The organism is Gemmatimonas aurantiaca T-27 (genome assembly GCF_000010305.1).
In the GTDB taxonomy this organism is placed as follows: domain Bacteria; phylum Gemmatimonadota; class Gemmatimonadetes; order Gemmatimonadales; family Gemmatimonadaceae; genus Gemmatimonas; species Gemmatimonas aurantiaca.
In genome coordinates, this window is the sequence record NC_012489.1 from 980,574 (window position 1) to 995,379 (window position 14,806).

Below are 14,806 nucleotides of genomic sequence, written 5' to 3' on the forward strand. Positions count from 1 at the left end.
CGCGCGTGCGCGAGGCTCCATGATTCTCGTCGGTGAATTGTCGCTCTGGGTCGCCCTGTTGATGGCGGCCTGGACGACGACGGTTTCTTTCTCGGGCGGGCTGCAGGGCCGCTCCGATCTGGTGAAGAGCGGTGAGCGGGCGATGTATGCCACGTTCGGCTTTACGCTCCTGTCCTCGATAGGTCTGTGGACGGCGCTGTTCACCCACGACTTCTCCATCAAGTTCGTCGCGTCGTATACCAGCGCGAACCTGCCGAAGGCATACCTGTTTACGGCCTTCTGGGCCGGCCAGGCCGGCTCACTGCTCTTCTGGGGACTCATTCTCACGATGTACTGCGCGATTGCCGTGTTCAGCAATCGCCGCAGCAATCGTGCGATGATGCCGTATGTGACCGGTACGCTGGGCGTGGTGTCGCTGTTCTTCCTGATGGCGACGGCGTTTGGTGCCAACCCCTACGAGCGCCTCGACTGGGTGCCGGCCGATGGGCGTGGCATGAACCCGCAGTTGCAGAATCCGGGCATGGCGGCGCATCCGCCGATGCTCTATCTGGGCTACATCGCCACCGCCGTGCCGTTCGCATTTGCCGTCGGCGCGCTGATCACCCGTCAGCTTGATGCGCAGTGGTTGGGTGCTGTGCGACGGTGGGCGCTCGTGTCGTGGTTTTTCCTGACCATCGGCATCGTGCTGGGCATGTGGTGGGCGTATGTGGAGCTGGGCTGGTCGGGTTATTGGGCGTGGGATGCGGTGGAGAACTCCTCGTTCCTGCCATGGCTCACCGTGACCGCGTTCCTGCACAGCATCATGATCCAGGAAAAGCGCGGCATGCTGCGCAAATGGAACGTGACGCTGGTGGTGCTGTCATTCCTGCTGACCATTCTGGGCACCTTCATCACGCGTTCGGGCATCATCGAGAGCGTGCATGCGTTTGCGCAGTCGTCGGTGGGCAACTGGTTCCTGGGCTTCCTGATCGTGGTCACCGCGCTGACGGCCTGGCTGGTGAGCACGCGCCTGAACGATCTGCAGGCCAATGCCGAATTGGAGAGCATGGTCAGCCGTGAGGCGGCCTTTCTCTACAACAACCTGGTGTTGATCGGCATCTGCTTCGCCACGCTGTGGGGCACGATCTTCCCGATCCTCAGCGAATGGGTGAAGGGCGACAAGATCACGGTGGGGCCACCGTTCTTCAACGCGGTGAACGGCCCGCTGGGATTGTTGCTGCTCGCGCTGACCGGTATCGGACCGCTGATCGCCTGGCGCCGTGCGTCCGTGAGCAACCTGCGCCGTCAATTCACCTGGCCGGTGGGCTTCGGTGTGGCGGTGTTTGTCACGCTGATCGCGCTGGGGATGCGGGACGCCTATGCCCTCATCTCGTATCTGCTGGCTGGCTTCGTGTTTGGCACGATCATCCAGGAGTTCGTGAAAGGCATTGGCGCCCGTCGCAAGATGTATGGCGAAGGACTGGTGTCGGCCTCGCTGCGCCTGGTGGCGCGCAATCGCCGGCGCTACGGCGGCTACATCGTGCACTTCGGTGTGGTGGTGATCTTCTGCGGGTTTGCCGGCTTGATGTTCAAGCGTGACGTGACGGCTGTGCTCAAGACGGGCGAGTCGGTGAAGGCGACCGATCCGTACGGCCACGAGTGGACCTTCACGAGCCAGGGCATCTCGCGCTTCGAACAGTTGAACCGCAATGTCGTGGCGATCACGTTCGACATGACACGCGACGGCAAGCGCATGGGCCTGCTCTCGAGCGAAAAGCGGCAGCACGTGAACTCGATGGGTGAGCCCACGTTCGAGCCGTCCACGGAAGTCGGCATTCTGGAATCGCCCAAGCAGGACGTGTATCTGGTGTTCACCGGCGCGGTGGACGCTGACACGGCCGCCGTGCACATCCACTTCAACCCGCTGGTATGGTGGGTGTGGTTCGGTGGCATCGTGATGGCGTTTGGCGGGGTGATCGTGATGTGGCCGCAGGCGCAGCGCGCCGAACGGGAGAGCGGATACATGGCGCAGATCCCGATGGGGCGTGAACGCGAAACGATGAGCGGAGCGGGCGTATGAACACCGCTGCGCATTCGCGGCGGGTGTTTCTGCGTCAATCGTCAGGAATGATCGCCGGTGTGGGTTCGGCGATGGTGCTGGCGGCACGTCCCGTGCTGGCACAGGCCGGGGCGGGGCAACCCACGCCCACGTCGGCCAGTGGCGAAGAGATGTCGGCGGGGGCGTACAAGCCCGTGTTGCGTCCGGCGAAGCCGAACGCCAAGCCGTCGATGGATGCGAAGCAGATCGATGAATTCGAGCGCAAACTGGCCTGTCCATGCCCGTGCACGCTCGATGTGTACATGTGTCGCACCACCATGTTCTCGTGTGGTATCTCGCCGGCGGTGCATGGCGATGTGCAGCGGCTCGTGGAAGGCGGCTACAGCGCTGACGAAATCATGAACGCGATGATGGATACGTATGGTGACTTCATCCTGAACGCGCCGCGCAAACAGGGCTTCAACCTGCTGGCCTGGTTTGCGCCGTTTGTGGCACTGGCGGCTGGAGCGGTGGCCATTGGAGCCCTGCTGCGTGGTTGGCGCATGAATGCGGTGAAGGCGGCCGCCGTGACCAAGGCGGAGTCCGCCGCCATGACCACTGCTCAACGGACAGATCTCGAAGCGACGCCGGAAGAGCTCGAACGTTTGCAGGCCGCGTTGCGGGAGGATCGATGATGGCGTTGCCTGATGGTGCCATGCCACTCGTCGTGGGCACCGCCCTGGCGTTGGGCGCATTGACCATGGTGCTGGCGCCACTGATTTCGGGTGTCCAGACCGAGGAGCCCGTGCGTGGTCCGGTCGCGCTCGACGCGGATGATGAGCCCGCGTCGCACGTGGACGCGTTGCGTGAGATCGAATTCGATCGCGCGACCGGCAAGCTGAGCGACGCGGACTATGCGGACCTCAAGGCGCGATATACGAAGTTGGCGCTCGAGGAGTTGCGGGCTGGTGACCGGGCTGTAGATCTGTCGGGTAGGATGGCAGACGGGCGGACGGCGAATGCCGTGCTGACCGCGTCAGCGACAAGCCCGGATCCCGTCGAGGCGGCCATTGGACGGGCGCGGGCCAACCAGAGGAGCTGTCAATCATGCGGGCCTCGAAGCGAACCCGATGCGATCTATTGCTCGGACTGTGGCCGGTATCTCCCCGGAGCGTGCGGGAGCTGCGGCGAGACGGTCGATCTGAAGGGCGCGCGTTTCTGCAACGCCTGCGGAGCGTCGCTGGCAGCGTGACGCTCGGGACTGGTGTGGTGGCGCTCGCTCTTGCGGCGGACACCACGCCAGCCTTTGCCAAAACCACGGACCTGACACCACGCGCCTGCGTCGTACCGTCGGACACGACTTCGGACGTTGGCCGCCTCTGGCAGGCGGTGCGCATGACGTTGCTCGATGCACGCACCGCAGACGGGCAGTCGGATATCGCGCTCTTTGAGCGCACGGTTTCCCGTGATGGCAAGAAGGTGAAAGACGCGACGAGCCGAAATACCACGCTCCCCGCACGGCGTCCGTTCAGCAGTCGCACGCAGCAGGAAATCGCGACCGGCGGATATCTCGTGGACACCGACCAGGAGAGTGCGTACTACGCGCCGGACATGGACATCCTGCTGTCGGACACCTTTCTCCAGTCGCATTGTTTTTCCGTGGAGAAGGGGCCTCGTGATGCGCCACAGTTGACCGGACTGGCATTTCGCCCGGAGCGCAATCAGCCCAACGTGTCGGACATCGAGGGCACGTTCTGGATTGATCCTGCATTGCAGGGGCCGGTGCGCCTCGAGTTTCGGTACACCAATGTCTCTGCGGCCTTTCGTTCGGCGCGCGTGGGTGGTGAACTGCTGTTTGCCCGCGTAGAGGGCGGACAGTGGCTGTTGTCGGGGTGGGAAATCCGCATGCCCCTCGGCGTCGTGAACTCGAGACGGGTGATGTCGGACGGTGGTGGTACCCGCACCCAGAAGGTCTATACCATCGATGAGCTCAAGTCTTTCGGCGGCACGGTGAAGGCCTACGTGGAAGGAGCCAAGACGATCACGTTGCCCACGAGGTAGCGGGAGATGGTGCCCGTCAGCGCGGCGCGAAGTGATCGACGCTGGCACAACCCTGCCGCACCGGGCATTGGCCGCACTTTGGTGATCGCGCGGTGCACACGAGGGCGCCGAGCTCCATGATGGCCTGATTGTGCAACCAGGTGGCCTTGCCGGTGCGTGGTAGCACATCTTCGGCAATGCGCCACAAGCGCTTGAGGCCTGGTCCGGACTTGGGCGCGGCATCGGGCGCAAACACCCGATGCAACACACGGGCGACGTTGGTATCCACCAGCGCCGCCCGTTTTTCATACGCGAAGGACGCCACCGCGCCGGCCGTATAGGCACCAATGCCGGGCAAGGTGCGCAGCTCCACCGGATCGTGTGGAATCACGCCGGCGCGATCGGTTGTCACTTCCCGGGCGAGTTTGTGCAGGTTTCGCGCGCGGGCGTAGTAGCCGAGTCCCGCCCACGCTTCCATGACGCGCGCCGGCCTCGCCGAGGCGAGCGCGGGCAGATCGGGGAAACGATCGAGAAACCGGGCGTAAAAATCGAGCACCCGTGACACCTGCGTCTGCTGCAGCATCAACTCGGAAATGAGGATGCGGTACGGATCCCGGGTGCGACGCCATGGCAGGTCGCGGCAATGCCGGCGATACCAACGGTGCAGCCGACGCCGGAAAACGGCTGCGGTTTGCGGGCTCACTTCAGCAGTGATCGCCGGGGCAGGCTTCGCGGCGACCTTCAACGCGGGTTTGGTGGTCGCCGACGGCGCGGCGCGCTTGCTGCGAGGCGGCATGGTGCGCACAAGCTATCAGGCGCCGCAAGCCGGCAACACCGTCCAGCCGCGCGCGCGGTCACCCGCCGTCAAGCGCGTTCGATGCCTTCCAGCCGCCTACGTGCCAGTGACAACGGCAGCACCGTGCCGGCCACGCACAATGCCAGTGCCACGCCGAAGGGCAGCAACATGTCTGTGGCGTTGTGAGCCCATCCGAAGTGTTCGGCGACCACAAAACGCGCTGCCGGACGACCGGTGAGGTACGCGATGGCGCCGATCAACACGATGGCCGTCATCATGAACAGCAGTCCGCCAAAGGAGGTCGGAATCTGCGCGGCGTTTTCCGTATCGAAGCGCGGATACCAGGTGCCGTACCCGAGGGCCAGTGCCGTGAGCGGGAACACCAGGCCCGTGATGGCGGCGAGGGACACGAGATGCACAAATGGTCGCACGCCCAACATCAGATTGGTGCAACCCACGAGTACCAGTGCCAGCACCAGCAGCGGCAATGCGCCCACCCAGAACTTGGCCCACAACAGATCTTTCATCGGGAGTGGGCTCGAACGCAGCAGCCACAGCACACGCCCTTCGAGGCTCACACTGGGAAATACGAAACGCGCCGCAATCGAGGCCAACACAAATCCCGCCAGCGCGAGATTGAGGAAGGGAATCACATTGCGCAGCAAGGTCGTGATGCCGGCGCCGTTGAGCGGGAGGTAGCGGACATTGGCCACGTACACCACCAGCAGCACCCCCAGCAGAACCAGTTGCGACCATTGGGTGCTGTCGCGCATGAAGACCCGCAGTTCCTTGAGTACCAGCTCCCGCCGTACGGGGCCGATCGACGTGAGCAGACGATCGAGCAATGGACGGCGCACACTGGAGCGGCTGCGCTGATTGGCGCCTTCCTGCGCCATGCTGTACGCGCGGCGCCATCCCCGGGCATACAGGAAGTGACCGATCGCCGTGAACGCCGACACCAGGACCCAGAGGCGCAGCAGCGGCTGCCAGGCCGCCTTGCCGTTCAGAAAGTTGATGAGTGCTTCGCTGACCCACTCACTGGGCATCCAGGGCGACGATGGTGTATCGAGGGCGGCGATGAACTGCATGAAGTTGGCAAACCCTTCCGGTCGTGCGAGTTGCTCCGGCCGTGCGGCACGCAACATCACCACCAGCCCCGCCACTGCAAGCGCGGTGATCACACTCAGCAGGTCGCGCGTGCGACGGGCCGGGAAGACATTCACCAGCAACAGCGTGGCCGCAGATCCCAAGGCGGCCGGAATGAACAGAAACGGCGTGATGGTGATCAGCGCGAACAGCACGAACCCTACGCCGCCACTGTAGGCGACCCCATACGCCGCCAGAATGGGCACGAGCAACAGTGCCACCATCCAACTCGAGTGCAGTGCGGTTTCGAACAGGCGCGCCCGATAGAGCGCACCCGCCCGCACCGGTGCCGCAGCGAGTTGATCGAGGTCGCGTGCCAGAAAGAAGTTCGACAGCGCGGCGATCGTATTCGAGAGCAACAGGATGGTCCCGAACGACAGCAAGATCATCGCCAGCAACTTCGACGCGAGCAGCGTGCCGATGTCTTCGGCACTTCGGAAATACCGCAGCAAGCGCAGCGCGAGGGCAAACGCACCAGCCCAGAAGCCGAAACCCAACAGGCTCACCACCACCAGTCGGCGCAGGTCCCCCCGCTCGTGACGCTTCGCGCGATGACGCGCCATCTGCCACTTGGGAGCAAGCAGACGCCATGCGCTTCCCGTACCGGCATACGTGGCCGTTTCTGCGGCCGCCATATCAGGCATCGAGCACTTCCATCAGGTCGCGTGCGGCGCCATCACCGGTCAGACGCAGGAAGATGTCTTCCAGCGCATCATCGTTACCAGAGGCCTGCTGCAGGTCGTGCATCGTGCCACAGGCGACCAATTCCCCCCGCTGCATGATGCCGATGCGATCGCACATGCCTTCGGCTACTTCCAGCGTGTGTGTGGACATCATCACGGTGTGGCCACGCCGGGTGTACTCGCGGAACAGATCCTTGAGGATCTTCGACGACTTGGGGTCGAGTCCGACCATGGGTTCGTCCACCACGATCACTTTCGGGCGATGCACGAACGCGCTCGCGATGATGAGTTTCTGTCGCATGCCGTGGCTGTAGCTCTCCACGAGTTCATCGCGCCACGGTTCGAGATCGAACAGCGCCAGCAATTCCTCACCTCGCCGATCCACCTCCGGGCCTTCCTGACCGTACAACCCGGCCGAGAAGCGCAGGAACTCCATGCCCGTGAGCTTCTCGTAGATGAATGGGCGATCGGGGATGAACCCGAGCGCACGTTTCGCCGCGAGTGGGGCGTCGCGCAGGTCGTGCCCGGCGATGCGGATGATGCCGGCCGTGGGCTGCAGGATCCCGGCGATCATGCGCATGGTGGTCGTCTTGCCGGCCCCGTTGGGGCCAAGAAAGCCGAAGAGCTCTCCGGCAGGCACGACAAGGTCTAGGGAGCGGACGGCGGTGAAGGAGCCGTACCGCTTGCTGAGCGACGTGATCTCGATCATGCCTGTCAGACGATCACGCACTCCCCCTACGCAACTTCCTCGCGCACCCACTGCAGATAGGCCGGCAATCCGTCGCTCGTCTCGAGCACCAACAGTTCGGGCACGTCGTATGGATGCTGTGACAGCATGTGCTCACGCAGCAACGGCACCCGGCGCGCGGTGGTCTTGAGCAGCGCGATCGTCTCCGCACTCTCTTCGATCGTACCCTGCCAGCGATACACCGACGTGGCCCCGGGCAGCAACGACACACAGGCGACCAGGCGCGCTTCGAGCAGCCCTCGGGCGAAGGCCCGGGCGTCCAGGTCCGGAGGCAGGGCGGCGAGCGCCACGACCACGGGATCGGAGGCGTCTGCCGCGTCGGGCAGGGAGGAGGAGACCGGTGTTGTCATGAGCCGTTGCGGAGGGGGAGTTCGAACGGGTGGTACCAGGGAAGCGACACGGTCGCGGCAACATGACCGGATCGTCCCACGGGGCGGGGTTGTTTCCGTCCGGTGGTTCCCGCACCTTCCAAGACTATGTCCGAATCGGTAAAACCGGGGCCGGGCGTGAAGCCCTCTGAAGCGCTCATCGTGCGTGGTGCGCGTGAGCACAATTTGCGCAACATCAGCGTGACGATCCCACGCGACAAGCTCACGGTCGTGACCGGGCTGTCGGGATCGGGCAAGTCGTCGCTGGCTTTTGACACGATCTACGCCGAAGGGCAGCGACGGTATGTCGAGTCGCTCTCGGCCTATGCGCGGCAGTTCCTCGGGTTGATGGAAAAGCCCGATGTCGACGCCATCGAAGGATTGTCGCCGGCCATCTCCATCGAGCAGAAGTCGGCGGGACACAATCCCCGGTCGACGGTGGGGACGGTCACGGAGATCTACGACTATCTCCGTCTGCTGTATGCGCGTGGTGGCACACCACATTGCCCGAATTGCGGGCGCGCCGTACAGCGTCAGAGTCCGGTGCAGATCGCCGAGCTGATTCTTGCTTGGCCCGAAGGCACCCGCATCGAGATTCGTGCGCCGCTGGTGCAGGAACGGAAGGGGGAGTTCCGCGAGCTCTTCGAGAATGCCCGCAAGCAGGGGTTCGTGCGCGCAGTGGTCGACGGCGAGTTGATCGAACTGGCCGATCCGCCAAAGCTCAACCGGCGTCTCAATCACTCCATCTCGGTGGTGGTCGATCGTCTGGTGGTTCGGCCCGATGATCGTGGGCGCATCACCGACTCCGTCGAGACGGCACTGCGTCTGGCCGAAGGGCTGGCCGAAGTCGTGCGCCATGACGACGAGGAGCCAACCACGGAGATGTTCTCGGAGCGCTACGGCTGCCCGGTGTGTGGCATCTCCATGCCCGAACTCGAGCCGCGGCATTTTTCGTTCAACTCTCCGTTCGGGGCCTGTGAAACGTGCAGTGGTCTGGGCACGACCCGCAGCGTGAGCGAAGATCTCATCCTCGGCGATGCCTCGATCTCGATTCTCGAGGGTGTGGTGCTCCCCTGGGGCGAGCCCGATGGGTATCTGCGCAAGGTGATCCTGCCCGGCCTGGCCAAGCTGCTCGCATTCGATCTCAACGCACCGTGGGGCAAGTTGTCGGCCACGGTACGCCAACAGTTGCTGTATGGCATGGATGACGCCCCGCCGCGTGCGCGAAAGGGTGTGAAGAAGGCGGCCAAGGGCGCTGCGGCAAAGACCGCTGCCAAGTCGGCTGCAAAAGCAACGGCGGACAGCACCTGGGAAGGCATCGTGGCGCACGTGCAGCGCCGCTATGACGAAAGCAGTTCCGATGGCGTGCGCCTCGAGCTCGAAGCGTTCATGGTGGCCGCAGCGTGCCCGTCATGTCTGGGACGCCGTCTGCGTCCCGAATCGCTGGCTGTCACCATCCACGGCCGCAATCTGGGTGAAGTCGTGGAACAGAGCGTGGTGGATGCCCTCGCGTTCTTCGATGATGTGCCTGTGCGCAGTGCCGGACATCCGGGGCTCGATCCGGGCATCGCTGGCCCGATTCTCAAGGAAGTGCGCGAACGTCTGCGCTTTCTCGTGGATGTGGGGCTCGACTATCTCACGCTCAACCGCAGCGCCGAGTCGCTGTCGGGTGGTGAGGCACAGCGTATTCGGCTGGCCACACAGATTGGCTCACGTCTGGTCGGCGTGTTGTACATCCTCGATGAGCCCAGCATCGGGCTGCATCAGCGTGACAACGGACGGTTGCTCACCACGCTCAAGCAGCTTCGCGATCTCGGCAACACCGTGATCGTGGTGGAGCATGATGAAGAAACCATCCGCGACGCCGACTACCTGATCGATCTCGGACCGGGCGCCGGGAAACACGGTGGGGAAGTGATCGCGGCCGGTTCGGTGCAGGACATCATGACGAATCCGGCATCGATCACGGGCGCCTATCTCACGGGTGCGCGCAAGGTGGACGTACCCACGAAGCGTCGTCCGCGTGATCCGGCGCGCACGCTGACGGTGCACGGGGCGCGCGAGCACAATCTCAAGGATGTCACCGCGGAGTTCCCGCTCGGCATGTTCGTGGCCGTGACGGGAGTGTCGGGTTCTGGCAAGTCGACCCTGGTCACCGACATCCTGCAGAAAGCCCTGTCGCGGCACTTCTATCGGGCGCGTGTGATTCCCGGGGCGCATACGCGCATCACCGGACTCGAGCACCTCGACAAGATCATCGACATCGACCAGAGCCCCATCGGTCGCACGCCACGCTCCAACCCGGCCACGTACACCGGGGTGTTCACGCCGGTGCGTGAACTGTTTGCCGAGTTGCCGGAAGCCAAGATCCGCGGCTACGGACCGGGACGCTTCTCGTTCAACGTGAAGGGCGGCCGGTGTGAAGCGTGTCAGGGCGACGGTCTGGTGAAGATCGAGATGCATTTCCTGCCCGATGTCTTCGTGCCGTGTGATGTCTGCAAAGGCAAGCGCTTCAACCGCGAGACACTCGAGGTGCGGTTCCGCGGCCTCAGCATCTCCGAAATTCTCGATCTCACCGTCGAAGACGCCTGTGGCGTGTTCGAACATCAGCCACGCATCGTGCAGAAGCTCGAAACACTGCGTGACGTGGGGCTGGGGTACATCCATCTCGGGCAGAGCGCGACCACGCTGTCCGGTGGTGAAGCGCAGCGCGTGAAGCTGGCCACCGAATTGTCCAAGCGGGACACGGGACGCACGCTGTACATCCTCGACGAGCCCACCACCGGTCTGCATTTCGAAGACGTGCGGGTGTTGCTCGGTGTCATGCACAAGCTCGTCGATCGTGGCAACACCATTCTGGTGATCGAGCACAATCTCGATGTCATCAAGACCGCCGACTGGATCGTCGATCTCGGGCCGGAAGGCGGCGTGCGGGGTGGCACCATCGTGGCCCAGGGCACGCCGGAAGTGGTGGCCAAGGTGCGTGAAAGCCACACGGGGCACTACCTGCGACCATTGCTGCGTTGAGGGGTAGCGGGGTAGGCTTCGTGTGTACACACGGTCTGCCCCGCTCGTTCACTTCCCACCCCGCGTTCCGTGGTCTCCCTCCTCGATATCATCGGTCCCGTCATGGTCGGACCGAGCTCCAGTCACACCGCCGGCGCGTGTCGTCTGGGGTTGTTGGCCCGCTGCCTGGTGGGTGGCACCCCCGAGCGCGCACTCATCGAGTTGCACGGTTCGTTCGCCCGCACGGGTGAGGGCCACGGCACCGACAAAGCGATCGTGGGTGGGTTGATGGGATTCCGGCCCGACGATGAGCGCCTGCGGACGGCGCTCGAAATCATGGATCGTGAAGGGCTCGACTATCGCTTCGAAAAGACCACCCTGGGCGACGACGCCCATCCGAACACGGTGCGCATCACGCTCGAGCGCGGCGATCGCAAATCGCAGATGCTCGGTGCATCGCTGGGCGCTGGTCGTGTGCTCGTGACCGAGATCGATGGGTATCCCGTGGAGGTGCCGGGCAACAGCGACACGATCGTGCTGGTGGCCGAAGACGTGAAGGGATCGATTGCCCGCATCGCCGGCCTGCTCGCCGATGCCCAACTCAACATCGCCACGCTCAAGCTCACGCGGAAAGAGCGTGGTGGGGATGCGTTCATGGTCATCGAAGTGGATGAACGCCCCAACGAAGAAGTGCGCGACGCCATTCGGGCACTCGGCTGGGTGAAGTGGGCGTTTCGTCTCGACAAGGTGAGCGCATGAGCGCGCACCACGCATGGATCCTGTTCGGCGAGGGCCGCTAGATGTACCGCAGCCTGGCTACGGCCATTCACGATGCTGAAGCGCGTGGTGTGACACTGTCCACCGTCGCACTCGAAGTGGAAGCGAAGGATCAGGGACGCCCCGTTGGTGAGATCCGTGATGCCTTGCGGCGCGCGCTCGTGGTGATGCGCGAAGCCGTGGATCGTGGGCTCGTCGGTGATCTCAAGTCCTCGTCGGGCTTGGTGGGTGGTGATGCCGCCAAACTGCGTACGGGCCCGGATGGACCACTCAGTGGCACGCCATTCCGTGATGTGTTGGCGCGTGCACTGGCCGTGCAGGAAGTGAATGCCGCCATGGGTGTGATCGTGGCAGCGCCGACGGCCGGTGGGGCCGGTGTATTGCCGGCGGTGCTCACCGGCCTGGCGTCGGCGCGTGGCATCGACGACGAACGACTGATTGATGCGCTGGCCACGGCCGGGCTGATTGGCGCCGTGGTGGCGGATCGGGCGTCGTTGTCGGGGGCCGAAGGTGGATGTCAGGCCGAAACGGGGGCTGCCGCGGGCATGGCGGCCGGTGCGGCTGTGGAGATGCTGGGCGGCACACCGCGGCAGGTGGGACATGCGACGGCGCTTGCACAGCAAGGCACCCTGGGCCTCGTGTGTGATCCACTCGGTGGACTGGTGGAGTTGCCCTGTGTCTTCCGGAACGCCACCGGTGCCGCCATCGCATTGGCCGCGATCGAGATGGCCATGGCCGGTATCGAGTTTGCGATTCCGGCCGATGAAGTCATCGATACGATGGGCGAGATCGGTGCGAGCATGGACGTGCGCTATCGCGAGACCGCCGGTGGTGGACTGGCTGCCACACCCACCGGGCGTCGGCTGGCGAAGGAACGCCTCTACGATCTCAAGCGCGCCGGCGGCTGAGGTGACGCGTCGCGTCATGGCGCTGCTGGTGGGAGTATTGGGCATCGCCGTGGTGTCGCTGAGCGCCTGTGACGGCATCGGTCGTGTGCGCACCACGTGGGTGGCCGATGGCGACACCATCATGCGCGAAACGGTGCGGGTGGGCCGTCTCACGGAACAGGATTTGCGCGAAGCGTCAGGGCTCTTCCCGTCACAGCGGGAGGCCGGCGTCTTCTGGTTTCTCAATGACAGCGGCAACGACGAACGGCTGTTTGCCGCCGACAGTACCGGACGGGCACTCGGCACCGTGCGGGTAACCGGCCCCCGCAATCAGGACTGGGAAGCGCTCTCGGGCGGTCCTTGCCCTCAGGGCCACTGTCTGTATATCGCTGACACCGGCGACAACATGGCACTGCGTCCGGTGGTGCAGTTGCTGCGTGTCGTCGAACCGTCCACCAACGATCGCGAGATCCCGATCGCGCAGACGGTGGTGGTGCGTTACGCTGACGGTGCGGTTGATGTAGAGGCGATGTATGTCGCACCTGACACCAGTGTGTGGCTGATCACGAAACGGCCCGCGGTGGATACGGCCGGTGCATTCCGGCCCGTGCGGGTGTATCGGATTCCACCGGAGGCGTGGGGGAGTACGGAGCCGGTCACCGTGTCGGTGATCGATTCGCTGCCGGTGGTACCGGTACGACGTTCCTCACGCGACTGGGTGACCGATGCGAACCTTTCCGCACCTGACAGCCTGGGGCGTCGCCGGTTGGTGCTGTTGAGCTACGGTGCGGTCCATGTCTTCGAGGCCGATGGAGCCTCCGGGCGCCCTGGAGCCAAGGTGGCCCGCTGCTCGTTGCCCATCCACGAGCGGAGCTCGGAAGGGGTCACCTGGCTGCCTGATGGCCGGCTCCTGCTGGTGAACGAGGGGCGCGGCGGGGTCATGTACGCGGGCGCCTGCCCCTGAGGGTATCTTCACGGGCGAAACGAATCGTCCCGGTGCACCGTACGGCAGAGCATCCGAACCTACAGGAACCGCATTTATGGTCACGCGTGAAGACATCGAGGCCTTCCTCGATCGCTTGAGCGCCGATGGCGCAACCCACGAGGAAGTCGAACCGGGCCTTTGGGCCGTCACGCCAGGCGGCGCGCTCGATTTTGTGGTGGTCGTAACGCACAATCCGCCGGTGGTGGTGATGCGCGTGAAGGTGATGGCATTGCCTGCTGACGCGACGGATGCAGCAGCGCTCAACCGGCGTCTGCTCGAACTGAATGCGTCGGACCTGCTGCATGGGGCCTATGGTATCGAAGGAGATGCCGTGGTCCTCACAGAGGCTCTCGAACTCGCCCATCTCGATTTCGAGGAGTTTCTCGCATCGTTCGAAAGCATGACACTCTCGCTCACCACGCATATGCGTGAGCTGGCCGCCTTCCGCGAGGCTCGCTGATCCATGGGTATCTTCGATCGTCTTTCGACTGTCATCAAGTCGAATCTCAACGACCTCATCTCCTCGGCGGAAAATCCCGAGAAGATGCTGAATCAGATCATCGTGGACATGCGCGACCAGCTCGCCAAGGCCAAGCAGCAGGTGGCCGCCGCGATCGCTGACGAAAAGCGCCTCAAGGATCAGGCGGACGCCGAGTTCAAGCTCGCCGATGATTGGGAAAAGCGCGCGATGCTCGCCGTGCAGGAAGGGCGTGATGATCTGGCCAAGCAGGCGCTCATGCGCGGGCAGGAACATCTCGAACACGGACAGGCGCTCGCCACGACGTGGGAAGCGCACAAGATGGAGACGGAGAAGCTCAAGCAGTCGCTCCGTGACCTGAACGACAAGATCGAAGAAGCCAAGCGCAAGAAAAACTTGCTGCTGGCCCGTCAGCGTCGTGCCGAAGCCCAGGCGCGCATTTCGCAGACGATGTCTGGGTTGTCGAACAACTCAGCGTTCGATGCGTTCGCTCGCATGGAAGAGAAGATCACGACGAACGAACGGCAGTTGCAGGCGGCCCAGGAGATCGACGAAGAGTTCAGCGGCGATCGTCTGGCCGGCGAGTTCAAGCAGCTCGAGCGCGCGACGGGTGGAGCGAGTGCCGATATGCAGTTGCAACTGCTCAAGCAGCGCATGGGCGCACTGTCGGCAGGGGCGCCGACGTCGGCGCGTCAGCTTGCGGCTGGGGCACCGGAAGCGGCCAAGCCGGCTGAACCGGCGGCGCAGCTAACGGCTGGCAAGACTGAAGACAAGAAGACCGGGGAAGCGGAGCTTATCGCAGAGATTGAGCAGCTACGCGATATCAATCCTCGCTCCTGAACAACGGGTGGGTTGTGGCTTGCGCCGAAGCGTCG

Annotated in this window: 14 protein-coding genes; 10 read left to right on the plus strand and 4 right to left on the minus strand. The window is 64.0% G+C overall.

All coding sequences use genetic code 11. The annotated features are described in order from the left end of the window. Positions 1–19 precede the first annotated feature (19 nt). From GAU_RS04180 to GAU_RS04195, 4 genes are read left to right on the plus strand one after another with little or no spacing between them, the layout of a single operon-like run. Entirely contained in the window at positions 20–2,059 is a 2,040-nt protein-coding gene (locus tag GAU_RS04180; RefSeq protein ID WP_012682309.1) for a heme lyase CcmF/NrfE family subunit, read from the plus strand. Then, positions 2,056–2,712 carry a cytochrome c-type biogenesis protein CcmH gene (locus GAU_RS04185; RefSeq protein ID WP_083765441.1) on the plus strand — a complete coding sequence of 219 codons (657 nt, stop codon included), beginning with the start codon at positions 2,056–2,058 and terminating at the stop codon, positions 2,710–2,712. The genes GAU_RS04180 and GAU_RS04185 overlap by 4 nt, the downstream gene beginning before the upstream one ends. Next, positions 2,709–3,269, plus strand: coding sequence for a zinc ribbon domain-containing protein (locus tag GAU_RS04190; protein WP_012682311.1), 561 nt, complete (start codon positions 2,709–2,711; stop codon positions 3,267–3,269). Before GAU_RS04185 ends, GAU_RS04190 begins: the two co-directional genes overlap by 4 nt. After that, positions 3,266–4,078, plus strand: coding sequence for a hypothetical protein (locus GAU_RS04195; RefSeq protein WP_012682312.1), 813 nt, complete (start codon positions 3,266–3,268; stop codon positions 4,076–4,078). The genes GAU_RS04190 and GAU_RS04195 overlap by 4 nt, the downstream gene beginning before the upstream one ends. Before the next feature lie 16 nt (positions 4,079–4,094). Here GAU_RS04195 and GAU_RS04200 read toward each other — a convergent pair whose 3' ends face one another. The 4 genes from GAU_RS04200 to cutA all read right to left on the minus strand — a co-directional run bounded on the left by GAU_RS04200 (position 4,095) and on the right by cutA (position 7,780). Continuing rightward, the gene (locus GAU_RS04200; RefSeq protein ID WP_156799181.1) at positions 4,095–4,853 is read right to left on the minus strand and encodes an A/G-specific adenine glycosylase; all 759 of its coding nucleotides are present in this window, start codon (positions 4,851–4,853) and stop codon (positions 4,095–4,097) included. 68 nt (positions 4,854–4,921) lie between these two features. Further along, positions 4,922–6,643 carry a putative ABC transporter permease subunit gene (locus GAU_RS04205; protein ID WP_012682314.1) on the minus strand — a complete coding sequence of 574 codons (1,722 nt, stop codon included), beginning with the start codon at positions 6,641–6,643 and terminating at the stop codon, positions 4,922–4,924. After that, positions 6,636–7,391: an ABC transporter ATP-binding protein gene (locus tag GAU_RS04210; RefSeq protein WP_012682315.1), complete on the minus strand. Its 756-nt coding sequence runs from the start codon at positions 7,389–7,391 to the stop codon at positions 6,636–6,638. Before GAU_RS04210 ends, GAU_RS04205 begins: the two co-directional genes overlap by 8 nt. 26 nt (positions 7,392–7,417) lie before the next feature. After that, positions 7,418–7,780: a divalent-cation tolerance protein CutA gene (gene cutA / locus GAU_RS04215; RefSeq protein ID WP_012682316.1), complete on the minus strand. Its 363-nt coding sequence runs from the start codon at positions 7,778–7,780 to the stop codon at positions 7,418–7,420. A 126-nt stretch (positions 7,781–7,906) separates the two neighbouring features. On the opposite strand from cutA, the gene uvrA reads away from it, so the two are divergent. The 6 genes from uvrA to GAU_RS04245 all read left to right on the plus strand — a co-directional run bounded on the left by uvrA (position 7,907) and on the right by GAU_RS04245 (position 14,771). Beyond that, entirely contained in the window at positions 7,907–10,825 is a 2,919-nt protein-coding gene (gene uvrA, locus GAU_RS04220; RefSeq protein ID WP_052574229.1) for an excinuclease ABC subunit UvrA, read from the plus strand. 69 nt (positions 10,826–10,894) lie between these two features. Further along, entirely contained in the window at positions 10,895–11,563 is a 669-nt protein-coding gene (sdaAB, locus tag GAU_RS04225; protein ID WP_012682318.1) for an L-serine ammonia-lyase, iron-sulfur-dependent subunit beta, read from the plus strand. Positions 11,564–11,604: 41 nt separating this feature from the next. Further along, a complete protein-coding gene (gene sdaAA / locus GAU_RS04230; RefSeq protein WP_012682319.1) occupies positions 11,605–12,489 on the plus strand; it encodes an L-serine ammonia-lyase, iron-sulfur-dependent, subunit alpha in 885 nt (294 codons plus the stop codon). A 1-nt stretch (position 12,490) separates the two neighbouring features. Continuing rightward, positions 12,491–13,432 (plus strand): hypothetical protein, encoded by a 942-nt coding sequence (locus GAU_RS20395; RefSeq protein WP_052574230.1) that lies wholly within the window; start codon positions 12,491–12,493, stop codon positions 13,430–13,432. A gap of 76 nt (positions 13,433–13,508) precedes the next feature. Further along, positions 13,509–13,913 carry a YbjN domain-containing protein gene (locus GAU_RS04240; RefSeq protein ID WP_012682321.1) on the plus strand — a complete coding sequence of 135 codons (405 nt, stop codon included), beginning with the start codon at positions 13,509–13,511 and terminating at the stop codon, positions 13,911–13,913. A 3-nt stretch (positions 13,914–13,916) separates the two neighbouring features. Beyond that, positions 13,917–14,771 carry a PspA/IM30 family protein gene (locus GAU_RS04245; RefSeq protein WP_012682322.1) on the plus strand — a complete coding sequence of 285 codons (855 nt, stop codon included), beginning with the start codon at positions 13,917–13,919 and terminating at the stop codon, positions 14,769–14,771. Positions 14,772–14,806: the final 35 nt, after the last annotated feature.